Below are 24,206 nucleotides of genomic sequence, written 5' to 3'. Positions count from 1 at the left end.
CTCACAGCGACGGCAGGCTACAGCCGATATCCTCCTTGGTACCGAACGCCTTCGCCGTCTCCTCGGCGGTCGCCGAGGTGTTCTTCAGCACCTCGAAATAGTCGAACTTGTCGGTGATCTGCTTCTTGATCTGGACGATGACGGCCGGGCGCACCAGCTGGTGATCCCAGTCGCGGAAGAAGAATGGAAACTCGCCTTCGGTGTTCTTCCACTGCTCGAGATGCGCCACGAGCTGAGCGGCCTCGGTCGACTTCGCCGCCTCGATCGATTCCAACAGCGCCCGCATGCCGATCCAGCCCGACCACGTCTTGTCCGATGGCGGCTGATTGTACTTCTTCTTGAAATCCTCGATCAGCTTCTGCTCGGCGGCGGTATTCTTCGGATTGTTGTAGTACCACGGCTTGATGTAGATGCCGGTCGAGGCCTGCGGCCCGACGTCCCAGAAGTCGGTGTCCGTGACGGCGACCGCCGCATAGGGGATCTTGTCCTTCATCCCCATCTCGTTCCACTGCTTCAGGAAGTTGGAGAAGTCGCCGCCCACCAGGCCGCCGACGATCACGTCCGGTTTGGCCTGGCGGATCTTGAGGATGTAGGAGCTGTAGTCCGCGGTGTTGATCGGCACCTCGTCGACCCCGACCTCGGTGGCGCCGACCTGCTTCAGCATCGCGCGCGAGGCGCGCAGGATGTCCTGGCCGAAGGCATATGACGCCGTGATGAAATAGACCTTCTTGCCGATGCTGGAGACGTAGGGCATCAGGCCGGCCATCTGAACCGGCACGGTCGCCTGGGTGCGGAACGTGTACTTGCTGCAGCTCTTGCCGGTGATCTCGCTGGCCGCGGCGCCGGTCAGGATCAGCGGCACCTTCTCGCGATTGGCAACGCTCATCATGGCGAGCGCCGAGGACGAGTAGTTGCCGCCGACCACGGCGACCACCTTGCTCTCGTCGACAAGCCGCTGCATGTTCTGCTGCGACACCTGGGGATTGGGCTCGTCGAGCCAGACCAGCTCGATCGGGCGACCCAGCACCTTGCTGCCGGCCTGCTCGACCGCAAGCGCGCTGCCGCGTTGCAGGTACTCACCGATCGAGGCGCCCGGCCCCTGCTTGGCATAGATCATGCCGATGCGGACGGGCCCATCGGACTGGGCTCGCGCGGGACCGCCGACGCCGAGCACGGATGCGGCAGCCACGCCGGCCGACGCGCGCATGAAAGATCGCCGGTTCAGATCACGCTTCAACATGGTGCTCCTCCCTCTCGATGTTGTTATCTTTGTTTTGTATCGTCAGTCGCGTTTGTAAGGCTTGCCGAACACCGGCTCCTTGAATGGGATCGGCGGCAGCTCCCAGGTGCCCGTCGATGGCGGGCGCACCTCGGCGTCGACATGCAGATCGATCACGCAGGGGCGGCGGTTCTTGATCGCGGTCTCGACTGCACCGCGCAGGTCGGCGCTGCGGGTCACCGTCACGCCGTCAGCGCCGCAGGCGCGCGCCCAGGCGGCAAAGTCGGGGTTGTAGCGATCCCCGCCGGGCCCCTGATTGCCGCGATAGAACGCGGTGCCGAGCTCGCGGCCCTCGAACAGGCCATACTGCAAATCGCGGATCGCGCTCCAGGCGAAGTTGTTCCAGACGATCCAGACGCACGGCAGGTCATATTCGACGGCAGTGGCGACGACATATGGCGCCATCATGAAGCCGCCGTCGCCGACCACCGCGACGCAGGGACGGTCGGGCGCGGCCAGCTGCGCGCCGAGCACGCCGCAGACGCCGAACCCCATCGACGAAAAACCCCAGCTGTTCATCATGCTCTGCGGCCGCTTCGGCTGCCAGAACTGCATGAACCAGTTGTGATGCACGCCGGAGTCGAGCGACAGGATGACGTCGTCCGGCAGCACGTCCTGCAGGGCGCCGACGACATATTCCGGCCGGATCGGCGTGGTGTCGGCGCTGAAGTGCGGCCGCACGAACGCCTCCCACTCCGCCTTCCAGGTCCCGATCTGGTCGCGCCACGCCGCGAAATTTTCGCGGCGGATCGCGGGGCGACGCTCCAGCGCCGCGAGCAGTTGCCCGGCGAAGGTCTTGGCGTCGGCGATGATGCCGAGCGTCGGCGGATAGTTGCGGCCGAGCTCCGCCGGATCGATGTCGACCTGCAGCAGCCTGGTCGACGGGAAATTCCAGGAATAGCCCTGGTGCCAGCTCGACGACGAGCGATCGTCGAAACGCGTTCCGATGCAGAGCACGAGATCGGCATGACGGCCGGCCTGGTTGGCGGGATAAGCGCCGTTGCGGCCGATGAAGCCGAGCGTCAGTGGATCATCCGACGGCACGCAGCCCATGCCATTGGGCGAGGTGATGACCGGAATGCCGTAGCGGCTCTGCAACGCACTGATCTCAGGGCCGGCTTCCGAGAGGGTCGTGCCCTGCCCGATGAAGAACACCGGCCGCCTGGCGGCTTCGATCAGATCGAGCGCCTTGGTAACGTCGGCCTCGCTCGCACTCGGCCGGTGACTGCCGTGAACATGCGACAGCGCCGGCAGCTCGACGTCGGCCTCCTCCTGGAAAACATTGTACGGGATATCGAGATTGACCGGGCCGGGACGTCCCGTGACCATGGTGTCGAAGGCTTGGCGCAGCGCCAGCGGCAGCATGTCGACGCGGCTCGGCTGGAACGAGCGTTTCACCACCGGGCGCAGCACCTGGGCGAAATCGGCCTGGTTGTGCGCGTACAATTCCTGGAACGGCGCGCGATTGGCCTGCGACGTCGGAACGTTGGCGGTGATCGCGAGGAAGCTCGAGGAGTCCGACAACGCAGTCGCGAGCGACATCACCATGTTGGCCGAGCCCGGCCCGGTCGACGTCAGGGTCGCGACCGGACTGTGCTTGACGCGGAAATAGGCGTCGGCCATGTGACCGGCGCATTGCTCGTGGCGGGGCGACACCAGCTTGACGCGATCACGGACCTGGTAGAGCGCGTCAAGGATGCCGACGTTGCCGTGGCCGCAGATGCCGATCACGAAAGGCACCTTCTGCTTGACGAGATATTCGGCGATGACTTCGCCGCCCTTCATCTTGGTCATGGTCAGATCCTTGTCAGGTAGCGGTCCGCGTCATGCGAGGATCGTCACGATGCGCTCTTCGCTCATTTCGCGGATGGCGTAATGCGGCCCTTCGCGGCCGAACCCGGAGTCCTTGGATCCGCCATACGGCATGAGGTCCACGCGGGAGCTCGGCGTCTCGTTGATGTGAACGCCACCGACTTGCAATTGCCGCGCGGCCTGCAGAGCCTCGTCCAAGCGCTTTGTGAAAATGCCCGTGGCAAGCCCATAGGGTGTGTCGTTGACGCGCGCGATCGCCTCGTCCAGCACATCGAAGGGCGCGATGCACATCACGGGTCCGAACACTTCTTGGCAGCCGAGCGGCGTCGCCTTGTCGACATTCGTGAGCAGCGTTGGAGGAACCACGGCGCCCACCCGCGCGCCACCGACCAGACGCCGCGCGCCGTTCTGCTCGGCCAGCGCGATCCAGGCCTCGATGCGCTGAGCGGCGGCCTCGCTGACGACCGGCCCAACAACGGTGTCGTCCTCGCCGGGGTCTCCGTAGGGCAGCCCGGCAACGAGCTCTGAAAGTCTCTGCTCCACCTGCCCGATCAGCGAACGCTGCACCAGCAGCACCTGGATCGATGTGCAGACCTGGCCGGCCTTGCGGAAGCCGGCGTTGACGACCTTCGGCAGTGCAATATCGAGGTCGGCGTCCTCGCAGATCAGGCAGTGCGAGATCGAGCCGAGCTCCATCTGGGTTCGGCGTAGTCCCGCCTTGCTTTGGATGATGCGGCCAATTTCTGTGCTGCCGGTGAAAGCGAAGAACTTCACGGCAGCTTCGCTCATCATCCAATCGGCAACCTCGCTATCGCCATGGACTACCGACATCAGGCCCGATGGCAGACCGGCTGCGATCAGGCACTCGGCCATGATGCAGGACGTCATCGGCGTATGCAGCGACGGTTTCAGCACCACGGCGTTACCAGCCGCCAGTGCAGGCGCAACCTTGTGCGCCACCGTATTGAGCGGAGCATTGAACGGCGTAATCGCGGCCACGACGCCGAGCGGCACACGGATGGTGAAACCGATACGGCCTTTCTGGCCAGCTGCTCCCTCCATCGGCACCATCTCGCCGGCCAGCCGCCGCGCCTCTTCGGCGGAGAGCCGAAACGTCGTCGCACAGCGCTGGAGTTCGCCCATTGCATCGCGGCGTGGAAAGCCCGCCTCCTGGCGCAGCACCTCCACCAGCTCCGACGCACGCTTCTCTAGCTCGACCGCAGCGCGATCGAGGATGAGGCCGCGATCATAGGGCGTCAGCACATTGGCTTGGAACGCCCGCTCCGCGGCGATCATGCAGGTGCGGACCTGCTCGCGCGACGGCAGATGCGCGGACATGGCGGGCTGTAGGCGATATTTGTCGAGCACGGCGACGGTGTGCGTACCCTTCACCCATTCCCCGGCGATCAAGAGGCGGCACGATGGCAGTTCGGCCGACGCCTGTCTCTGAACCGCAGCGTCCGCCATCGTCTGGTTCCTCCCAAAGGGGTCTTACGCCTGTTACCCTCGTCCTTAGAGAGAAATTGACATTAGCAAAAATACTGTTTTGGATTAGTTGCTATAAGCTGAGCATATAGCTCGGCGGAAACGTCTCGTTCTTCCCCGGCAGTGCGGTGCCCGCCCATGGATTTGCGTCAGTTGCGCTATTTCGCCCAGATCGTCGAGAGCGGCAGTTTGTCGAAGGCGTCGCGCTGCCTGTTCGTTGCGCAGCCCGCCTTGAGCCAGCAGATCGCAAAGCTCGAGGAGGAAGTGGGCAGGCCCTTGCTACAGCGCTCCTCGCGCGGCGTGATCCCGACCGAGAACGGCCTTGCGCTCTACCATCACGCCCGTTTCATGCTGCGGCAGCTCGACCATGCGCTGTCGATTGCCCGCCAGGATTCGGCAGAGGTGAGCGGCATGGTGTCGGTCGGCTTACCCGCAACGACCGTGCTCGCGATCGGGCTGCCACTCACCAAGTGCATCCGCGCCAAATATCCCGGTATCCTGCTCAATGTCGTCGAGGGAATGAGCGGCCACATCGCTCACATGATGCGGCTTGGCCAGCTCGACCTGGCCATCCTGTTCAACAACGACGTGTCGTCCAAGCTCGACGCGATTCCGCTGCTCGACGAGGAACTGTTCGTGCTTCTCCCTGCCGACAGCCCGCTGGTGCCGCGCCACCGTTGCAGCATCACAGTTGCAGAAGTTGCAAAGCTGCCCCTGATCCTGCCGACGGGAACTCATGGCCTGCGCCGGCGTGTAGCTGCAGAGTTCGAGCGGCGCAACATCACGCCGAATGTGGTCGCCGAGATCGATTCGCTCTCGCTGGTGATGAGCTGCGTCGGTGAGGGCATCGGAGTCACCATCAAGCCGATGTCGGCGCTGCAGGCAGGAGGACGAAGCAGCGAGGACTGGCGCGCCCTGCCGATCTCGGACGCCCGGATCACGCGACGCAACTATGTCTATTCGATCAAGCCGGACCTGTTGGCGCCTGCAGCCCTTGCCGTCGCCAAGGAGCTCCAGGATATGGCGCGAACGCTCGTCACATCCGGACAATGGCGCGGCGTCAGCCTGGTCGACGACTCCATGTCCTCCGCGATCCCGCCGGCGGCCTAGCGCACGCGCCGACCGTCTGACCGGCGGATCGCGACTGCATCGCGATCCGCCCCCGGCCCGGTCTCGTCTACTTCAGCGCCGCCTGCCCGGCCAGAGATACGACGTTGTCCTGGGCGCCCGACCCACCACTCACACCGACGGCACCGATGATCTTGCCGTCCACCATCAGCAGATTGCCGCCCCGCGATGCGATCACGTCATCGAGCGTGGCGAGATAGGCGAAATACGCGCCTTTGCCGAGCAACGTCTCGAACACCAGCGTGGGGCGTCGATAACGTGCCGCCGTGCGCGCCTTGTGCTGAGACAAGCCGATCGACGCATATTGGCAATTGTCCTGCTTTTCGAAATAGACCAGATCGCCGCTCGGATTGACCACGGCGATGCAGAATGCGTTCCAGTTGCGCTTCGTCGTCTCGGCAACGGCCGCAGCAGCCACCTTCTTGGCCATCTCCAGGCTGATCGGCTCGCCATAAGGCGGCGGATTCAGTGCATCCGCGACCGCGTCGTTGGGGTTGTCGGTGTTCGATGTCTGGGCGAGGCTGCTCGATAAGTGCAAAGCTGCGACGCATGCGATGATGCTCAAAATGGCCCGATAGTGCATGTCTTCCTCCCGACCCTGTTGCCTTCTCGTGCTCGTCGGCCAGCCTGGCCGCCTTGTTTCGCTCGACGAGGCGTGTCGTTCTCTGCCTCCGTTGGCGCGCGCTCCGCGCCGGCGGCACCCGGCGCGTCTCTACGCTTCATTCCGACCGCCGCGCTTCCAAGCTGCCGATATCTTCGGGCTGCCCTGTTTGCATCTCCAACGGTGTCATACGCTGCAGGTCAGCGCCGCTCGTCTCGGGCAAAGCCATCGCGGCGATGAAAGCAAGTCCATAGGCGGCGAGCGCGCAAAGGCCCATCGACAAGCCAAGAGGATGCGACGCAGCAAGCACGCCCACGGTCGCAGGCACGACCGAGCCAAACCCACGCCCGCCGCCGAGGCAGAAGCCCTGCCCGCTCGCACGAATCTCGGTCGGAAACAATTCGGCAAAGGTCGGCAACATTCCTGATGCCAACCCACCCTGGAACGCGCCCAGAAAGAAGCTGAGCAGGATCGTCGTGTTGGCGCCGATCGGAGCAAGCAGGTAGATGCTCGCGTTCACGGCCTGGCATAGCAGGAAGATCATGAATGCGGGACGCCGGCCCGTGCGATCCGAAAGCCAGCCATAGAGCAAGGGTCCGACCAACGAACCCAGGATGTTCATGGCAAGATAGCCTGCACTGCTCCCCACCGTCAGGTTGAGGACGGTGCGCAGATAGGTCGGCAGCCACGTGATCATCACATAGGCACCGCCGAAAATGCCGGTGGCCATCGTGACCGCCGCCACGGTACGCCGCACATGGGCCCTGGTGAAGATCGTCCAGGCCGGCAGTCCGGCTGTCTTGTCCGCGCGGCTTTGACGATAAAGCCCGGACTCCGGCACAAGGCGGCGAATGAAGAACACGAGAAAGGCCGGCGCGATCCCGACCGCAAAGAACACGCGCCAGCCAAGCTCTTCAGGAAACAGCGATGAAATCACGGGGAGCAGCGCGACGGAAATCGCATAACCCACCGCGTAGCTGCTCTGCACCGACGCGGCCACCCGGCCGCGCAGCGCGGGCCTGACGACCTCGCTGATCAGGACGCCACCCACGGCCGCCTCACCGCCGTAGCCGAGGCCCTGGAGAAAACGCACGATCAGCAAGAAGTTGAAGCCCGTCGCAAAAGCCGATGCGAGCGTGAACAGGGCGACCCAGAGGATCGTCAGTTGCAGGACCTTGATGCGGCCGATGCGATCGGCAAGGATCCCTCCGCCCCAGCCACCGACGGCTGCACCGACGAGGGCTGCGGTCGCGAGATAGCCGGCTTCAGGGCGCGTCAGTCCGATTGTTGCAATCAGCGCCGGGATGACCAGCGCATAGATCGTCGAATCCAACGAATCGAGACCAAAGCCCGCGAAGCAAGCCCAATACGTCCGGCGTTCGACCTCGTCGAGTTCGGAATACCAGCCCAGTTTCATGATCATTCACTTTCAGGCCAGGACGCGAACCAGATGCGCTTCTTCGTTGGCCGGGAGAACAAGCGCGAGTGCAGTACAATCGGGTGGCCGCATGGACCATGCAGGCGCACTTTCTGCGCGGGCCTGCCGGTCGTGCCCATCATGATTGCCGACAGCTTCATCGCCCGCCAATTGGAGATAGACGGAATTCCAGGACAGCCAAAATACGATTTGGCGTTGGCGCTCATAAGCGAAAGATATGGCTTGGCCGGAGCTCACCGCGGCATCACGGGGCGACCTTGGCGGTGACAAATCCACTTTGATTGAGCGCTCGGCGTACTGTGCCATTCGCCTTGGCATCAGCAAGAAATCCGGCCGCCCACTCCCGCGCCGTCACTTTGCCCTTCGGGACGACCACGACGACGCCCGTTGATTGGATGACCTCGTTCAAGACCCGGCTGCCCGGCAGGCGCCGCGATAGCTCCTCCAATGCTTCCATGCCCATGGCGAGGGCGTCGAGCCGACTCTGACCGATCAAGTCAGCGGCCGCTTCGGGTTTGACGAATTTCGTAACGCTGGCACTTTTCATGCTCGCCTCGACCGTTCTGGACGTCGAGGTGCCTTCGATGCAGCCAACCCGGATTCCCGGACGGTCGATCTCGGCAACGGAGGTGATGTCCGAGCCGGCGCGAATGAGATACCCGCTCATATAGGCGACATAAGCGGGTCCCTGATCGACGAACTGCTCTCGCTTCCGATCCGCAGGCATGAAGGACAGATCCCACGCGCCTTTGCTGCCGGCGGCCGCGATTTCGTCCGAGCTCTGATATTCTACGAGCTCGAGCGGCACATTGAGCTTGCCTGCGGCCGCCTTGGCCAGTTCGACTGTCACGCCGACAGGCCTGCCTGTCGCCGGATCGCGTGTCGTCCAGAACGCCGAGGCGGCCGGCCCGACCGCAACAGCGACGCGCAACACGCCGGTCGGAGCGATCTCGCGCGCATCCTGCGCAGCTGCTCCCGCCATCATGGCCGAGAAGCCCAGGCAAAGACTTGCGATGGCACAACAAAGCGATGCAAGCGGACCGGTCGATTTCATGCGTGGTCTGGCGCGATCCGACATGGGTACCGCCGTGCTGACAATGTGCCGGTCTTTCATAGCGTCGGATTCCACGATGATGGGATCAGCCGATAGCCGGCGCCGTCTTTCTCGACGTGTCCGACCGACGGGAACGCGAAGTGGAATCCGATCACGATCGCCTTCTCCGCGGCCGCCATGTCGTAGAACTTGTGGCGGGTCTGCTGCGCAAGATCGGGGTCGGTGTCGAAGACGACGTGCCAATCCGGATGTCGCAGGAAGAATTCCGGGATGTTGGTGACATCGGATTGGATCAGAACCTTCGCGTTGCCCGACGCGACCGCGAACGAGGTGTGACCTGGCGTGTGGCCGGGGGTCGCGATCGACGTGATCCCCGGAGCGACCTCCTTGTCCCAGTCATATTTCGTCACCTTCGACTCGATACCGGCGAAGGTTTTCCTCACATTGGCGAAGTAGTTCTTCATCATCTCGCTGGACTGCGCCTTGGCCGCGTTGTCCTCGCTGGTCCAGAAGTCCCAATCCTTCGCAGGCACCATGATCTCGGCATTCGGGAACGCCATCGATCCGTCGGCTGCGCGGATGCCGTTGGTATGGTCGGGGTGCAGATGCGACAGCAGCACGACATCGATGGCCTTCAGATCGACGCCTGCCGCAGCAAGGTTCTGCAGGGTTCGGCCGACCGCGCCCTTGCTGGGCTCGAGATTGGCCACACCGTTCCCGGTGTCGATCAGCACGAGCTTGCTGCCGGTATTGATGATTTGGGGGTTGAAGGGGATGGTCACCATCCCTTTCGGCATGTAGGCGGCGTCGGCGGCGGCGACCGCCTCCTCCCTGGACGCGTTGGTGACGAACTTGTCCGGAACCGGAAACGTGCGCGCACCGTCATTGATGGACATGCACTCGAACGATCCCACCTTGTAGCGGTAGAAGCCGGCTGCCTGCGCGCCGGCCGGATTCATAGCCGCTCCGGCGGGCGCCGTGCCGAGGCGAGTAGCGGCCGCAGTCCCTGCCAAGGCTGCGCCGGCCAACAACTGACGACGGTTGAGATTGATCACGTGCCCCTCCTTCTGGTCGATCCAACGACGATGAAATTGAACGCGGCGCGGGACCTCAGACGATCCTGATCGACATGTTAGTTCGCGTCGTGATGTCGTCTTCATGTCTCTCAGTCCCAGAACGGGACGCCCCGTGAAGGCTCCCCGTGGCGTTTTGCTTCAGTGGGCCAGCGGATCAGGCCTCATCTGCACCTTGTAAACCTTCGCCGACGCCTCCTTGCCGCCCTCGCCGTGGAAGCTCGCGCGCGTGCCGGTCGTGGTCCACAGACCTCGTCCCTTCCAGCCGGTGTCGGGATCGTCGATATCGCTTCTCATCGCCATGACAGCCGATCACGCCGCGAATAGTGCGCGCAACCGGCCGATGTCGTCGATTTCTTCGAGCCGCCCGACCATGTCGATCAGCTTCTCCGTCTTCTCACGCCCCAGAACGGGCGTCATCAGATCCCTGGTCTTGGCGTTGACGGCCTCCGTGCTCAGCGGATTCTCCCTGGTGCCCGGCGGATGCCTAGTGAAATGATCGACCTTGCGGCCATCGACCAGAGTCACCTCGACGATCGCACCGCGTGGCGCGGCCGGATCCATCAGACTCTTGTCGCCTACAAGCGTCACCTTCCCACGCTGCTCCAGGATCATCGGGTCGCGCATCAGCGCGACATCATGGCTGTCGGCGAATGAGACGGCCCCCTTGACCAAGGCGAGTGCGACGAGATGCTGACAGTTCACGTCGGGCATGGCGCTGTCGCCGACGATGCCCATCGCGTCGGTCGGAAGCTTGACCAGGATGCTGCGGACGTTGTCTGGAGTGAGCCCGTGCTGTCGGCGCAGCGTGAGCAGCGCATCCAGCGGCGACTGGATCGGATAGCCGACCGAAAAGGTCTTGATGGCGGTTTCCGTGACGTAGAAGCGGCTGCCGAGATCCTTGACCATCTCCTCCGGCTTCGGATCGCTCGACAGCGCGATGAACAGGTTGTGGGTGCCATCGAGCACGTCATCGACGCCGGTGAGCCCCGCCATCACCATGTCGACGGCCATGACGCCGTTGCGCGCGCCCATGCCGGCGAAATCGAATGCCTTCTCGATGTGGTCCTTGTCCTTCACCCAACTCCACAGCCCTGAGACCTGCTGCGCCGAATAGGAAATGGCGTGACGCATGCCCCGCTCGTCCAGCCGGGCCAGCGAGGCCGCCGCGCCGAGCGCACCGAATGTCGACGACGTGCCCTCGGCGCTGCGATGCGAGCCGCGCACCAGGTCCGGCCCGAGCGCCATCAGAAGCCGGCAGGTCAAGTCGTAGCCGAGCACAACGGCGCGGATCACGTCGCGCCCGCTGCAATGCTCCCGTTCAGCCATCGCGAGCGCGGCAGGGATGACCGCGCACCCCGGATGCGCCTTGGTGACCGGTTCGAAATCGTCGGTCTCGTCGGCGTGAGCGCACATGGCGTTTGCCATCGCCGCATTGACGGCCGTCGTCCGGAAGTCGGAGCCGACGACGGACGCCTGCGGCGCGCCGCCGAGGCTGCGCACGTATTTCAGCGCCATCTCGCCCGGATGCATCCGAGCGCCGGACACCATGGCGCCGAGCGTGTCGAACATGCGGTGCTTGCATGCGAGCACCACCTGCTCCGGCAGCTCCTGGTCGCGCGCCGCGACCATGTAGCGCGCCAAGCGTTCGGTTACGCCCGAGCCGGCGGCACGGGAGAAACGGATCGGCATCGCCGAGATCGCAGCAAACGCCCCCGCCGATTGCAGGAGCCGGCGACGTGACAGCTGGGCCCCGTTCTCCATGGTCACGCCGACGCCGACATCTTCGCGATGTCGGCTGCGCTCGACAGGCCCTCGACATTCCAGCAGGCGTCCATGATCCGCCGGATCGATGCGGCAGGAACGATGCCGTCGGCGAGATCGGAGAACTTCGCCTCGAGCTGCTGGTCGGTCATCGGCACTTCAACGCTGCCGACGGCGTGCTCGATGCGGCGGCTGAGCTTCCGCCCATCCTTCAGCACGATCGTCATCTCGACCTGCTCCGGCTTGATCTCGGGCGCGATGACCGGAATGACCTTGCTACGCAGCGACAGCACCGTCGGATCGGTTACCGCGCGATCGCTGAACTGCTTCTCTCCGCCCGCGCCTTCCACGATCGCCACGGCCACCGCGTGATAGATGCTGAACTTGCCCTCGAGCCCCTGCTGCGGCGTCTTCTTGCCGGTCAGCTCGAGCACGAGCGGATTGACCTTGAGATCGACGTGATCGATCCGGTCGCCCGTCAGCCTGTTCTCGTTGCGCAGCTGGATCGCGGCGTCGATCGCCGGATGCAGCACGATGCCGCAGGCGAACGGCTTGTAGGTGTTGAGCGCGGCTTCGTAACGCTTGCCGAGATCGCCGACGATCTCGCCATAGTCCTGCTTCGTGCTGATCGTGTTGGCCCAGCCGCGCTTCGCCTCGATCATCCCGTCCGACGACGTGAAATTCTTCGACGCCAGAATGGCGGCGAATATGCCGTTCGATGCCGCGCGGCCGGGGTTGAAGCTCTTGTTCATGGACCCGAACGATTCGCGCAGGCCGACCGGCTGCGACGCGGCGAGGCCCAGCGCCCAGGTCATTTGCTGCTCGTTGAGCTTCAACAGCTTGCCGGCAGCCGCAGCCGCACCGAACACCCCGGCAGTCCCGGTGATGTGCCAGCCGACATCGTAGTGGTTCGGATAGACGGCGTTGCCGATCCTGCACTCGGTCTCGACACCGAGGACGAGCGCATTCAAGAACTCCTTTCCGGAGACCGGCTGCATTTCCGAGAGCGCAATGATCGCTGAAACCACCGGGCCGGCCGGATGGATGATCGTCTTCAGATGGGTGTCGTCGAAATCGAAGATGTGGCTGGACACGCCGTTGATGAAGGCGGCGTTCATGATGTCGAACCGCTCGCGCCGGCCGAACAGCGACGCCTGCTGCGGGCCTGAGAACGGTGCCAGCGCGGCAACCGCAATATCAACCGTTTCATGTCGCGACCCGCCGATCGCGACGCCGACCCAGTTCAGCAGCGTCCTCACGCCTTCCTTGCGGACCTTGACCGGCAGATCATCATATCCCGCCGAGACGATGTACCGCGCAAGCGTACGCGCGACCTCCTTGGGCGGCGCCGCGGCGGGCGCCGCCGGTGCCTCAGCCTGTGCAAAAGCCGCATTCGCGCCGACCGCGGACAAGGGAAGAGCGGCGGCGGCCTGAAGCAGGGTCCTGCGATCAGTGTACATGTGACGTCTCCCGGGCTTTGAACGAGGCCAATTGCGCGGCGAGCCGGACCGCGCTTTCGAGCGCGCCGGTGTTTGCGACGCCCTTGCCGACGATGTCGAACGCCGTGCCGTGCGAGGGCGTGGTGAAGACGGTCTCGAGGCCGGCCGTGACGGTCACTCCGCGATTGAAGCCGCGCAGCTTCGTCGCGATCTGCCCCTGGTCATGATACATCGCGACGACGCTGTCGAACTCGCCGGCAAAGGCGCGAATGTAAACCGTATCCGCCGGATACGGACCGCTGCAGACAATGCCCTGTTTCGCAATCGCCTCGACCGTCGGCTTGATCATCTCGATCTCGTCGCGACCGAACAAGCCGCCCTCGCCGGCATGCGGATTCAGCGCGGCCACGGCGATCCGCGGCGCGGCGACTCCGGATCTCCGCATCATCCTGTCGACGAGGACCACCGCATCGGTGATCCGCGGCGGGCTGATGTCGTTCAGCGCCTCGCGCAGGGACTGGTGCCCGGTGACGCGCGACATCCATTGTCCATCCAACACGTTCATTTCAGAAAAATAGGTACGGTGCCCGAGCAGGTCCGCGAACATCTTGTGCTCGTCCGGGTACCTCCAGCCGCCGTCGAACATCGCCCGCTTGTTCAAGGGCGCGAAGGTGATGGCATCGATCGCGCCGTCCTTGGCGAGATCGATCGCCCGCGACAGCGTCTCTCCGGTGAGCCGCCCGGACTCGGCGCTGGCCTTTCCGATCGGGTGCCTCGACGGATCGGTGTTGCCGAGATCGATCAGCTGGATCTTGCCGGAAACCCAGGAAGCCTCGCTGGGGGAGCCGATCCGCTCGATATCGAAGCTCACGCCGGCATGCGCCATTCCCATCTCCAGCACGCGGGCATCGCCCACCACGACGAGGCGCGCCGCATCGGCCAGGCGGTGATCGGAGAGGATTCGCGCCGTCTGCTCAGGACCGATACCGGTGCAATCACCGGGAACCAGCGCCACGATTGGCAAGTCTTCACAGAGAACCATGGATCCTACTTTGCTGCTTTCATCTGGACGACCCGCCCCCAATCGTCGTGGTCGAATTCACCATCCCATTTCGCCACCACGATCGCGGCCACTGCGTTGCCGATCGTGTTGGTGATGGCGCGCGCCAGCGACATGAAGCGGTCTACTCCGAGCAATAGCGCGAGGCCTTCGACAGGCAGCCCGGCCGCAACGATGGTCGCCGCCAACGCGGCGAACGCCCCGCCCGTGACACCGGCTGCGCCCTTGCTGGTGAACAGCATCACGACAAACAGGCTCAACTGCTGCGCCGTGCTCAGCTCGATGCCGTAGACCTGCGCCACGAAGATCGTGCTCAGCGGCAATGTCAGCGCCACGCCGTCGAGATTGAAGGAGTAGCCGGACGGAATGACGAGACCGGTCACGGCGCGTCCCACCCCCGCCCTTGGCAGCTTCTCCATCATTCCGGGAATCGCGGTCTCCGACGACGACGTTCCGAGCACGACGAGAAGCTCGGGGCGCAACAGCCGGAGCAGGTCCATCAGCCGGATGCCGACCAGACGGCAGATCATTCCCAGGACGACGAAGATGAAGAACGCCATCATCCCCCAGGCCGTCCCGACCAGGAGCGCGAGGGCGTACAATGTGGCGGCGCCGAACTTGCCGACCGTGAAAGCCATGGCGCCGAAGGCCCCGATCGGTGCCAGCATGACGACGACATGGACCACGCTGAACACGAGCGCGGTCAACCGCTCCATACCCGAGCGCAGCGGCAGCGCCTTTTCGCCGAGCATCAAGAGGCCGATGCCGCACAGCAGCGCGAGCACGAGAACCTGAAGCACGTCGCCGCTGGCAAACGCGCCGAAGAAGCTTTCGGGGATCATGTGCTGGATATAGGCCGACAACGAGCCGACATGGGTCTGCGCATAGCGGGCCACGGCTTCGGCCTGTTGCGGGGTGGCGTGCGCCACCCCCGCGCCGGGCTGGACCCATCGCACCACGACGAAGCTGAACAGCAGGCAGAGCGTCGTGACGATTTCGAAATACAGGAAGGCCTTGAGTCCGATGCGTCCGACCGCCTTCATGTCGCCGACCTGCGCGATGCCCGTCACCACAACCAGGAACACCAGCGGCGCGATCGTGACCTTGATGAGCGAGATGAAGCCGTCGGCGAGCGGTTTGAATTCGAGTGCCGCAGCCGGAAACAGCGCGCCGACGAGTGCACCGAGCACGGCGCCCGCCACGATCAGGACATAAGGCTCCCGCCAAAGCGAGCCGGCACGAGGCGCAGCAGCCTGCGTCGGGAGCGCCTCGGACAAAGGAGTCGTAGTGATCGTCAATTCCGTGTCCTCCCGCCTCGTGCTCTTCGGCGCTGCAAACAGCGTCTCCGCGGCCCTTATCTTTGGCCTGACATTGGACCAGCCGGTGCCGCGGTGCTAATGCCAGATTGGAATAATTCAATAACGAATTGGCATCATGGACCTGAGCTGGATCGAGGATTTCCTCGCTATTGCGGAGGACGGCGGCTTCTCCCGCGCAGCGCTGCGCCGGCACGTGACGCAGCCAGCCTTGAGCCGGCGGATCAAGTCGCTGGAAGCGTGGCTTGGAGCGCCTCTGTTCGAGCGCAGCACCCATGTCGTGAAGCTGACGCCGGCAGGGGAGAGTTTTCGTCCGGTGGCGGAGGACGTCATTCGCAGGCTGTCAAACGGCCGCGAGGAGGCCCTGGAAGCGGCGCGCCTCAAGGCCGAGACCGTTCAATTCGTCGCCACCCACGCACTGTCGCAGACGTTCTTTCCGGACTGGATCCGCCGGGTCGATCGTGCGCGATCCGGTTCCGCCGTTCAGCTCGTGGCGTCGAACTTCGCCGGGTGTGAGAAGCTCCTGCTCGAGGCCCATGCGCATTTCATGCTGGCGCATTACCACCCATCGCTCGCCAGCCGCCTGGACAACGATCGCTTTCAGCGCATCGATCTCGCCGACGATGTCCTGGTCCCGATCAGCGCGACCGGTTACAAGGCCGTCACGCGCAGCGGTCGCCGGCGGCAATCGATGCCGCGGTTTGCGCTGCCTGGCTCTGCGGACAAGCCGCTGCCCTATCTCGCCTATCATCCAGGTTCCGGCGTGGGCCGCATCGTGACCGCCTTCCTCGCGACGAAGCAGCCGAGCGCCATGCTGCTCCCCAGCTTCTCAGCACCGGTGATGCTGCTCATCAACATGGCCCGAGAAGGCCGCGGGATCACCTGGGCTCCACGCAGCCTGGTCGAACTCGATCTCCAGAGCGGCCGATTGGTAAGAGCCGGCCCGAAGGACTGGGACATCAAGATCAACATATGCCTCATCCGCGCGCGGGCGCGGATGATCCATGCCGCTGAGAGTCTTTGGAGCACCGCAAGGAAGCTGGTAGCCACTTAGCCAATTGGCGAGAATTGGTTGCACAGCCAGCGTTGAGGTCAGCCCAGGCAGGGCTTCGGCCTCGCGCTCCATTTCCGCATTTCCTGCGCCTCTTCGACCCGCTACGGCTCGATTCATGTCTCTGGGCAGGCATAACGAGATGTCTGCCGGCAATCGCCTCTGCCTCGACCTCACTTGTCCCAAGATCGCGTAGCTTGATCACAAATATCGGGTCTACAGTCCCCCCGGCGGCAATGTGACCGCGAACGGCGTCGGCATCGCCACCGGCGCCTATACCTCGCTGGGCTGACGCCGGAATTGTCCGGCCGCCGCATGCCGATCCTGTCGAACTCGCTGGTGACGCGCGCGCTCACTGCGGCCGAGCTCGCGGCGACCGGCTTCAAGACCCGGCAGGTGATCTCCGACACGCGCACTTTGCGCTTCTACTACCGGCTGCTGCCGGACGACCGCGTCCAGATCGGCAGCCGGAGCGCCATCACTGGCGCCGACGCTACGCATGACCGGCACCTCCAGCTCCTGATCGACGGCCTGCATCGCAAGTTTCCCGCGCTCACAGGCATCGAGATCGATTATTCGTGGTGGGGCTGGGTCGATGTCAGCCACGACATGATGCCGCGCATCGTGCGTCCCGATGCCCAGGCGAAGCTGGTCTATGCGCTCGGCTATGGCGGCAACGGCGTCTCCTATTCGGCGCAGGCCGGCCGCCGGATGGCGCAGATGCTCGCGGGCCAAGCCTTCAAGGGGCAGGATCTGCCGATCTTCACCTCGGCGCTGCCGACGCATCCCTTCGCGCCGTTCCGCCGCATCGGCCAGCGCCTGCTCTATCGCTGGTATCACCTGCGCGACGAGGCGAGTTGAGGCGCCTCTCGCCGCATGTCGGTCCGACGAGCGTGCGCCTGCAGCAGCAGGGGTTCATGCCGTCGCTTCCCTGATCTCCACACGGATCGGAGTCGGATCGAAACCGTTGCATGGATTGTTCACCTGCGGACAGTTCGAGATCACGAACAGCACGTCCATCTCCGCGGTCACGTCGACGTAGTTGCCCGGCGCGGACGGGCCGTCGAGCACGGTGAAATTGCCGGAGGGCTCGATCGGGACGTTCATGAAGAAGTTCAGGTTGGAGACGATGTCGCGCTTGGTCAGGCCGTGCCGCGACAGCTCCAGGATGAAGTTTTCGCGGCAGGCATGCAGGTAGCGCGTCGCCTCGCCGAAGCGCACGGCATTGCTCTCGCAGGAGCAGCAGCCGGCCGAGGTATCGTGGCGGCCGCAGGTGTCGGCGGTGATCCGCGCCATCACCCGTCCGCGGTTGGAGATCAGCCGCGTCCCAAGCTCGAGATAGGCCGAGCCCTGGACGCGCAAGGTGTCCTGCGCGCTGTAGCGCTCGGCGGTGTCCGCGGCGACGTAGATCAGCGCGTCCACCGCCTGCTCGCCCTCGCTGTCGATGATGCGGAGCGTCTGGCCCCTCTTCAGCACCCGCGACCAGGGCTGCTCGGCGGGAATGTCGAAGCTGTAGACGAGATGGCCGCGATCGGTCGATGACATGATCACGCTCCTCAGGCGAACAGCTGATCGGTGAAGGCGTAGGCGCGCACCGCTTCCGGCGAGGCCCTGCGGCAGACATCATCATCAGCAGGCGGCGGCAGCCGGTGCCGGACCAGCGTGATCGGCGTGGTCGCTGCCGGCCGCGCCGGATCGAGCGGATGGGCGCAGTTGGAGACCGCGACGATCAGGTTCATCTCGGCGCGCAGATCGACGAAGTCGCTGGCGCGCTTGCGCGCAGCGTGCCAGACGAAGCGCCCGTTTGCGTCCGTCGTCACCGGCGCAAAGAAGGTCACGCAAGGCGGGATGTCGCGCAGGCTCAGTCCGATCTTGGCAGCGGCCGAGATGAAATTCGCCTGCGTGTTGCGCGTCACCTCGCCATAGGCCGCCAACGTCGAGTCAGGGGTCGAGCCGCCGACCAGCAGATCATGCGCGCCGGAGGTATCCTCGATCACCGACAGCAGAACCCGTCCCATGTCCGACAGGATCATCCGGCCCTTCGACAGCACCGCGCTCCATTGCACCTTCACAGTGTCGGCGCAGTTGAGCCGCTCGCTTGGATCCTCGCTGCGCCACGCCAGCAGCGACACGCTGGAGCGGCCAAGATCGTCGCGGAGCCGCAGCGCTTCTCCGCACGACAGCCGAACCGTCGCGTGCCACCCCGGCGGCACCTGCTCGGACTGCACGATCGCGTCCTCCGCGACCGGCGCGCCATCGAGCGCCGTTGGCGGCGGCATCTGCTTCAGCTCCTGCCCCGCCGCGCGCAGTTCCTCATAGCGGCGGCGGTTGGCTGCAGCCTGCTCCGCCTTGCCTTCTCCGCTCATGCGTCGGTCACCGTGAAATGTGCCTCGACGGGCTTCCCAGCCTTGCCGTTGATCGGCAGGATGTCCTGCGGACAGGCCGAGAACGCGATCACCAGATCCATCTCCGCGCGCAAGCGCACATGGCCGCCGGGAACGGGGCGCGGCGGCGCGGCAAAGCCCAGCGTGCCCTCGGCATCCCACGGAATGTTCATGAACAGGTTGAGCGGGCTTGGCACCTCCGGCGGCGTCAGGCCGAGTTCGGCCATGCCGGCGAACAGGTTATCCGTGCAATTGTCGTGATGGCCCTCGTGTCCGAGAAACGTATAGCGGTAGCGGTCGCACGCCGCGATCAGCGTATCGTGGATGCCGCCCGAGGTGTCCTCGATCAGGGTCAGGATCGGCCGGCGCTTGTTGGTCCGCAGCACGTCTCCCGGCAGCGGCACCAGATGCAGCGAATGCGCCCGCGTGTGCTCGTTCGACATGAACTCCGACAGGTCAACGCGATTGAACGCCCAGGTGTCGACCACCTGCTCGCCATGGGTATTGATCACGGTGACCACCTGGCCGGCCGTGACGAGCGCCGCCTTGCCGCGCCGCGCCGGAATCTCGATCGGATCCATCGCTCTCTCCTTCAGGGCTTGTAGGCGACCATGTCGATCTCGACGATGCCGCCGCGCGCCAGATCGCAGACGCCGATCGTGGTCCGGCCAGGCCGGTACGCATCGTCGAAATGATTGGAGAAAATCGTATTCATCGCGGCGTAGTCGCGCTTGAAATCGGTCAGGTAGATGCGGGCGAACACGACGTTCGCGAAGCTCATGCCGCAGCCCTTCAGCACACGCGCGAGGTTATCCATGACCTTGCGGGTCTGCGCGTCGATACCGTCCGGGAGCGGCAGCGCGTCGTCATCGGGATCGGTCGCGAGCTGGCCGGTGACGAACAGGAACGGACCGGCCTGCACCGCATGGCTGTAGGGAGTGACCGGCTTCGGCGCATCCGGGAGCAGATGATAAATCGGATCCATGGCGTGTCTCCTCGCGTTGTTTCTGGCTCATCCGGCGGCGTAGCGCTGGATGAACTGGCGCGCGCGTTCGGTTTCCGGGTTGACGAAGAAGCGCTCCGGAGGCCCGGTCTCGACCACGCGGCCGCGATCGAGAAACAGAATGCGGGTGGCGGCTTCGCGAGCAAAGCCCATCTCGTGGGTCACGATCACCATCGTGCGGCCCTCGCGCGCAAGCTCGCGCATCACCACCAGCACCTCGCCGACCAGCTCCGGATCGAGCGCGCTGGTCGGCTCGTCGAACAAGAGGACGTCCGGCTTCATCGCCAGCGCACGCGCAATGCCGACGCGCTGCTTCTGCCCACCGGACAGCCGCACCGGGAACACATCGCATTTGTCGGAGAGCCCGACCTTGGCGAGGAGCGCCATCGCCTCCTCGCGCACCTCGGCCACGGGACGCTTCTGCACTTGCACCGGCGCCTCCATGAGATTCTGAAGGACCGTCAGATGTGGCCACAGCGCGAAATGCTGGAACACCATGCCGATCCGCGTGCGGACCCGCGACAGCTCACGGTCGGACATAACGACGCCACCATTGTTGATGCCGATGCGGTCGCCGTTGAGATAGATCTGACCGGCATCCGGCCGCTCCAGCCAGTTGATGCAGCGAAGCAGGGTCGACTTGCCGGAGCCGGACGGGCCGAGCACGCAGACCGTCTCGCCGCGCGTCACCGTGAAGCTGATATCGGAGAGCACCTCGAGCTCACCGAACCGCTTGGAAATGCCGGCGACGTCGAGCACGGCCATGTCGTCGGTCATCCCGGGCTCCCTCTCAGCGCCGCGCCGCGGCCAGCCGGTCGATGCCGCTGACACCCGCCTCGATCACGAGGCAGAGCCCCCAATAGAGGATCACGGCGGTGATGAAGGCGGCGAACGGCACGTAGTGGCGCGACTGGATCGAGCTCGCGGCATGCGTCAGCTCGGGCAGTGCGATGATAGTTAGAAAAGCGCTGTCCTTGACGATCTGGATCATCTGGTTGCCGATGACAGGACCTGCGGCGAGCAGCAGCGGCGGCAGGATGATGCGGCGGAACAATCGCGCCCCGGAGAAGCCGAAGGCGACGCCGGCTTCGATCGGCTCGCGCGGCTGCGCCGCCCAGGCGCCGCGCAGGATCTCGGCGAGATAGGCGGCGTGATAGACGGTCAGCGCCACCAGCCCCGAGCTCCAATTGTCGAGCCTAATGCCAAACGAGGGCAAACCGTAGTAGACGATGTAGGCGAACAGCAGGAACGGCACGCAGCGCATGCCGTCGACGAACACGCGCACCGTGAGCGCCAGCCAGCGCCGCTTCGACATCAGGGCCGGCGTCAGCACGAAGGCGATCACGAGCCCGGCGATGGCCGACAGCACCGAGAGGATCGTGGTGTTGCCGAGACCGCTCAGCAGCAGACCCCGCTCGCTCCAGACGATGGCGAAATCCCGGATCATGCGGCCTCGGCTGCGAGCTGGCGCCGCTCGATGAAGCGCTGCAGCGAGACCAGCGCGAACACGATCGGCGCATACATCGCGATGGCGACCAGGAACGGCGGCAGCGGCTCATAGGTCTCGGCGCCGATGCGCACCGCCGCGCGGGTGATGTCGACGACGCCAACGACCGCCAGCACGGGCGTGACCTTGATCAGCAGCGACATCTCGTTGACGAGCCCGGGCAGACTGACGCGCACGATCTGCGGCAGGACGATGCGGCGGAAGCGCAGGCTCGCATGCATGCCGACCGACTGCGCGGCCTCGTACTGCTCCTTCGGGAAGTTCATCAGCGCGGCGCGCCAGACCTCGCAATTGAATGCCGAGGTGTTCATCACCAGCGCCAGGATCGCCGCCGACACCGGCCCGATTGCGATCCCGACATTGGGCAGCGCGAAGAACAGCAGCAGCAGCAACGTCACCAGCGGCGTCGCGCGCAGCACCGAGACATACACGGCGACCATGCGGGCGACGACGGGAACATCGGCCCAACGCAGCAGCGCCAGGCCAAGGCCGATCGGCAGCCCGATCAGGATGCCGACCAAGGACAGCGTCACCGTGACCACGGCGCCCTGCAGGATGGCGAGCACGTCGGCCGCGCTCATCGCCGGCCATCCGTGGCGATGCCGGACGGCCGGCGCCCTGCATCGGCCAACCTCGTCCGATGCAGGCGCACCTGGCCGTCGAGCGGACCGGCGCGCAGCGTTCGCCACCCGCACATCAGCTGCACCTCTTCCGCGGCGTCAGAATTCCGGCTCGAACGTGACCGGCAGATCCGGAAAGGCCTCGCCGAACCACTTCGTCTGCAACTCGGCGAACCGGCCGGTTTCCTTCTCCTTGGCGATGAAACCGTTCAGGAATTCGACCAGCTCAGTGTTGCCCTTGGCGACCGCCCAGGCCGGATAGGATTTGCCGGAGACGGGCTGGCCGACCGCGAACACGTTCGGCTTCTCGGCGACCAGCGCCTTGATGTTGATGATGGTGTTGACGACGTAGTCGACACGGCCAAGCGCGAGATCCTGATAGGCTTCGGGATAGGAGGTGTATTCGACCACCTTGCCGAGCTTGCCGCCCTCCTTTTCCAGCATCGCCTGGAGCTCGGGCAGCCGCCCCAGCAGCGCGCTGCCGGCCTGCACGCCGACGGTCTTGCCGCTGAGATCCTTGATCGCGGAGATGCTCTTGTCGTCCTTGCGCTTCACGTAATAGTGCGTCGCGTCGGCGATCGGGCTGGTGAAGTCGAGCGACTTCTTGCGCTCCTTGGTGATGATCGCCGCGGTGATGGCGACATCGTACTTGCCGGTGGAGACGCCGGCCAGGATGCCTGTCCACGGCAGGATCTGCTGCTTGATCTCGAACGGCGCGTATTTGCGCAGATCCTCGATCAGTTCGTTGTCGAAGCCGGTCGGCTTGCCGTCCTTGACGAACTCGAAGGGACGGAAATCGTCCTCGGTCGCGACGATGAGACCGCGCTTCTTGATCTCGTCGAGACTGCCGGCGTTGGCGCTGAACGCGGCCGGCAAGGTCAGCGCGGCGGCCAGCAGCGCAAGCGCTGCTCGCCGCGACGGTAGCGACAGGCGGGGAAACGAAAGCTTGGTCATCTCGGATCTCCTTACATGAACTGATCAGTCGAAGCTGAAGCCGTGCGCGCGCAGATAGGGTGGGAAGGCAGCCCCTTCGGCCTTGGCGGCCTGCCGCGCCTTGTCCTCCGACCAGCCGTAGAAATCGGCCTCGCCGAACTCGGCATTGCCGCGCTGCTGCTCCTTCGGAATCGCGTGCCGCGCATGGCGCCGCCGGTCGTAATCGTCGAGCGCCGCGGGCAGCGCATCGTCGCCGTAGCGGTCGACATGCGTGGTAATGCTGCGCGGCAGCCGCAGGCTGACATGGCCCTCCGCCGCGGGATAGCCGAGACACAGCCCAGCAACGGGAAACACCATGTCGGGCAGCTCCAGCACCTTGGCGACCGTGTCGATCTCGTTGCGGATGACGCTGATCGGACAGGTGCCGAGGCCGGCGGACTCCGCGCACAGGATCATGGTCTGCAGTGCCAGCGCCGCATCGACCGAGGCGTTGAAAAAGCCTTCCAGGGTGCCGTTCCTGACCGGCTTGCCGCGCAGCTCGCCGATCCGCTGCAGCCGCCGCGCGTCACCGAGGAAAACGAAGAACAGCGGCGACGCGCCGATCCAGGGCATGCTCGGAAACAGCCGGCCGATCGCCGCCCGCTTGTCGGCATTGCGCACGCGCATCACCGAAGCCTGCTGGAAATCCGACTTGGCCGAGGCGCTCAGCGCGCAGGCGACGAGCAGGTCGAGCAGCCCCTCCTCCGGCATCCGGTCGCTATAGCGGCGCACCGTCTTGCGCGACAGCACGCCGCGCAGGAACGCATTGGCCTCGACATCGCCGCCATCGGGCCCGCCGTCTCCGAAGCGTGTCGCGAGGGCATCGGCATGCTCGGACATCACAGCGCCCCTATCGCATCACGCGCGACGCGCCAGGTCGAACGAACGCCATTGGCCTGAGCCATGATCGGCGGATCCCGCAGCGGCAGACGTCGCATTGCTCACCCCACGCGCTGCGACATCGGTGTCGCCGCCCCGGATCGATTTCGCCGCGGCTTCCGCGCAGCTATTGTTCGAGATGTGAGCAAGGGACATGCCAGACGTCGCGGGGCCCGGCGCAGCGCGACCGCTCCTGCAACGATCTTCACCGAAAATGAGCAGCCAAATGCGCCAGTTGCGGACAAAACGCCGCAGCACCTGAATGCGGAGCATGCTTCGTATTTACGGCGACGGCGCCCCGACCGGATGCTGCATTCCGGCGACGCGCTGCTTTTCGGGCA

Annotated in this window: 23 protein-coding genes and 1 pseudogene; 3 read left to right on the top strand and 21 right to left on the bottom strand. The window is 64.9% G+C overall.

The features are described 5' to 3' along the window. Position 1: 1 nt before the first annotated feature. Genes QW868_RS19925 through QW868_RS19915 form a run of 3 tightly spaced genes read right to left on the bottom strand, consistent with a single transcriptional unit; the run spans position 2 to position 4,558 of the window. Positions 2-1,240: an ABC transporter substrate-binding protein gene (locus QW868_RS19925; protein WP_315744915.1), complete on the bottom strand. Its 1,239-nt coding sequence runs from the start codon at positions 1,238-1,240 to the stop codon at positions 2-4. A gap of 42 nt (positions 1,241-1,282) precedes the next feature. After that, positions 1,283-3,073, bottom strand: a complete 1,791-nt coding sequence (locus QW868_RS19920) for a thiamine pyrophosphate-binding protein (protein ID WP_316231279.1) — start codon at positions 3,071-3,073, stop codon at positions 1,283-1,285. 30 nt (positions 3,074-3,103) lie between these two features. Further along, complete coding sequence (locus QW868_RS19915) at positions 3,104-4,558, bottom strand: aldehyde dehydrogenase family protein (RefSeq protein WP_316180419.1); 1,455 nt, start codon at positions 4,556-4,558, stop codon at positions 3,104-3,106. Between the two features lie 156 nt (positions 4,559-4,714). Here QW868_RS19915 and QW868_RS19910 point away from each other — a divergent pair, with 156 nt between their 5' ends. Then, on the top strand, positions 4,715-5,686 hold the full coding sequence (locus QW868_RS19910) for a LysR substrate-binding domain-containing protein (protein WP_315776802.1): 972 nt from the start codon (positions 4,715-4,717) through the stop codon (positions 5,684-5,686). A 67-nt stretch (positions 5,687-5,753) separates the two neighbouring features. On the opposite strand, the gene QW868_RS19905 is transcribed toward QW868_RS19910, so the two are convergent. The 9 genes from QW868_RS19905 to QW868_RS19865 form a co-directional block, all read right to left on the bottom strand. Next, positions 5,754-6,287 (bottom strand): GlcG/HbpS family heme-binding protein, encoded by a 534-nt coding sequence (locus tag QW868_RS19905; protein ID WP_316231278.1) that lies wholly within the window; start codon positions 6,285-6,287, stop codon positions 5,754-5,756. A 136-nt stretch (positions 6,288-6,423) separates the two neighbouring features. After that, the gene (locus QW868_RS19900) at positions 6,424-7,728 is read right to left on the bottom strand and encodes an MFS transporter (RefSeq protein WP_316231277.1); all 1,305 of its coding nucleotides are present in this window, start codon (positions 7,726-7,728) and stop codon (positions 6,424-6,426) included. A gap of 259 nt (positions 7,729-7,987) precedes the next feature. Further along, positions 7,988-8,797 (bottom strand): transporter substrate-binding domain-containing protein, encoded by an 810-nt coding sequence (locus QW868_RS19895; RefSeq protein ID WP_316231276.1) that lies wholly within the window; start codon positions 8,795-8,797, stop codon positions 7,988-7,990. A 56-nt stretch (positions 8,798-8,853) separates the two neighbouring features. Beyond that, positions 8,854-9,852 (bottom strand): MBL fold metallo-hydrolase, encoded by a 999-nt coding sequence (locus QW868_RS19890; RefSeq protein WP_315744920.1) that lies wholly within the window; start codon positions 9,850-9,852, stop codon positions 8,854-8,856. 159 nt (positions 9,853-10,011) lie between these two features. Next, entirely contained in the window at positions 10,012-10,173 is a 162-nt protein-coding gene (locus tag QW868_RS19885) for a hypothetical protein (protein WP_315786481.1), read from the bottom strand. A gap of 9 nt (positions 10,174-10,182) precedes the next feature. Next, positions 10,183-11,634: an MmgE/PrpD family protein gene (locus QW868_RS19880; RefSeq protein ID WP_315799234.1), complete on the bottom strand. Its 1,452-nt coding sequence runs from the start codon at positions 11,632-11,634 to the stop codon at positions 10,183-10,185. 2 nt (positions 11,635-11,636) lie between these two features. Next, positions 11,637-13,094: an MmgE/PrpD family protein gene (locus QW868_RS19875; protein WP_316231275.1), complete on the bottom strand. Its 1,458-nt coding sequence runs from the start codon at positions 13,092-13,094 to the stop codon at positions 11,637-11,639. Continuing rightward, complete coding sequence (locus tag QW868_RS19870) at positions 13,084-14,115, bottom strand: PdxA family protein (protein WP_316231274.1); 1,032 nt, start codon at positions 14,113-14,115, stop codon at positions 13,084-13,086. The genes QW868_RS19875 and QW868_RS19870 overlap by 11 nt, the downstream gene beginning before the upstream one ends. 5 nt (positions 14,116-14,120) lie before the next feature. Beyond that, a complete protein-coding gene (locus QW868_RS19865; protein WP_316231273.1) occupies positions 14,121-15,431 on the bottom strand; it encodes a cation:dicarboxylate symporter family transporter in 1,311 nt (436 codons plus the stop codon). Between the two features lie 136 nt (positions 15,432-15,567). Here QW868_RS19865 and QW868_RS19860 point away from each other — a divergent pair, with 136 nt between their 5' ends. Then, the gene (locus QW868_RS19860) at positions 15,568-16,503 is read left to right on the top strand and encodes a LysR family transcriptional regulator (RefSeq protein ID WP_316180434.1); all 936 of its coding nucleotides are present in this window, start codon (positions 15,568-15,570) and stop codon (positions 16,501-16,503) included. A gap of 223 nt (positions 16,504-16,726) precedes the next feature. Beyond that, positions 16,727-17,361, top strand: a pseudogene (locus tag QW868_RS19855) (NAD(P)/FAD-dependent oxidoreductase); the annotation flags it as partial. A 54-nt stretch (positions 17,362-17,415) separates the two neighbouring features. On the opposite strand, the gene QW868_RS19850 reads toward QW868_RS19855, so the two are convergent. The 9 genes from QW868_RS19850 to QW868_RS19810 all read right to left on the bottom strand — a co-directional run bounded on the left by QW868_RS19850 (position 17,416) and on the right by QW868_RS19810 (position 23,826). Further along, a complete protein-coding gene (locus QW868_RS19850) occupies positions 17,416-18,045 on the bottom strand; it encodes an urea amidolyase associated protein UAAP2 (protein ID WP_316231272.1) in 630 nt (209 codons plus the stop codon). Positions 18,046-18,056: 11 nt separating this feature from the next. Next, the gene (locus tag QW868_RS19845) at positions 18,057-18,866 is read right to left on the bottom strand and encodes an urea amidolyase associated protein UAAP1 (RefSeq protein ID WP_316231271.1); all 810 of its coding nucleotides are present in this window, start codon (positions 18,864-18,866) and stop codon (positions 18,057-18,059) included. Continuing rightward, positions 18,863-19,465: an urea carboxylase-associated family protein gene (locus QW868_RS19840; RefSeq protein WP_316231270.1), complete on the bottom strand. Its 603-nt coding sequence runs from the start codon at positions 19,463-19,465 to the stop codon at positions 18,863-18,865. The genes QW868_RS19845 and QW868_RS19840 overlap by 4 nt, the downstream gene beginning before the upstream one ends. 11 nt (positions 19,466-19,476) lie before the next feature. Next, the gene (locus QW868_RS19835; RefSeq protein ID WP_315744929.1) at positions 19,477-19,869 is read right to left on the bottom strand and encodes a RidA family protein; all 393 of its coding nucleotides are present in this window, start codon (positions 19,867-19,869) and stop codon (positions 19,477-19,479) included. Positions 19,870-19,896: 27 nt separating this feature from the next. Next, on the bottom strand, positions 19,897-20,664 hold the full coding sequence (locus tag QW868_RS19830; RefSeq protein WP_316231269.1) for an amino acid ABC transporter ATP-binding protein: 768 nt from the start codon (positions 20,662-20,664) through the stop codon (positions 19,897-19,899). Positions 20,665-20,677: 13 nt separating this feature from the next. Beyond that, positions 20,678-21,334 carry an amino acid ABC transporter permease gene (locus tag QW868_RS19825; RefSeq protein WP_315705368.1) on the bottom strand — a complete coding sequence of 219 codons (657 nt, stop codon included), beginning with the start codon at positions 21,332-21,334 and terminating at the stop codon, positions 20,678-20,680. After that, positions 21,331-21,975 carry an amino acid ABC transporter permease gene (locus QW868_RS19820; RefSeq protein WP_316231268.1) on the bottom strand — a complete coding sequence of 215 codons (645 nt, stop codon included), beginning with the start codon at positions 21,973-21,975 and terminating at the stop codon, positions 21,331-21,333. Before QW868_RS19820 ends, QW868_RS19825 begins: the two co-directional genes overlap by 4 nt. A gap of 138 nt (positions 21,976-22,113) precedes the next feature. Continuing rightward, entirely contained in the window at positions 22,114-22,968 is an 855-nt protein-coding gene (locus QW868_RS19815) for a transporter substrate-binding domain-containing protein (RefSeq protein ID WP_316231267.1), read from the bottom strand. A 24-nt stretch (positions 22,969-22,992) separates the two neighbouring features. After that, positions 22,993-23,826 carry a nitroreductase family protein gene (locus QW868_RS19810; protein WP_315799241.1) on the bottom strand — a complete coding sequence of 278 codons (834 nt, stop codon included), beginning with the start codon at positions 23,824-23,826 and terminating at the stop codon, positions 22,993-22,995. Positions 23,827-24,206: the final 380 nt, after the last annotated feature.

The sequence above is a fragment of the Bradyrhizobium sp. SZCCHNR1051 genome, from assembly GCF_032489615.1.
In the GTDB taxonomy this organism is placed as follows: Bacteria; Pseudomonadota; Alphaproteobacteria; order Rhizobiales; family Xanthobacteraceae; genus Bradyrhizobium.
This window is presented reverse-complemented; position numbering and strand designations above follow the sequence as displayed.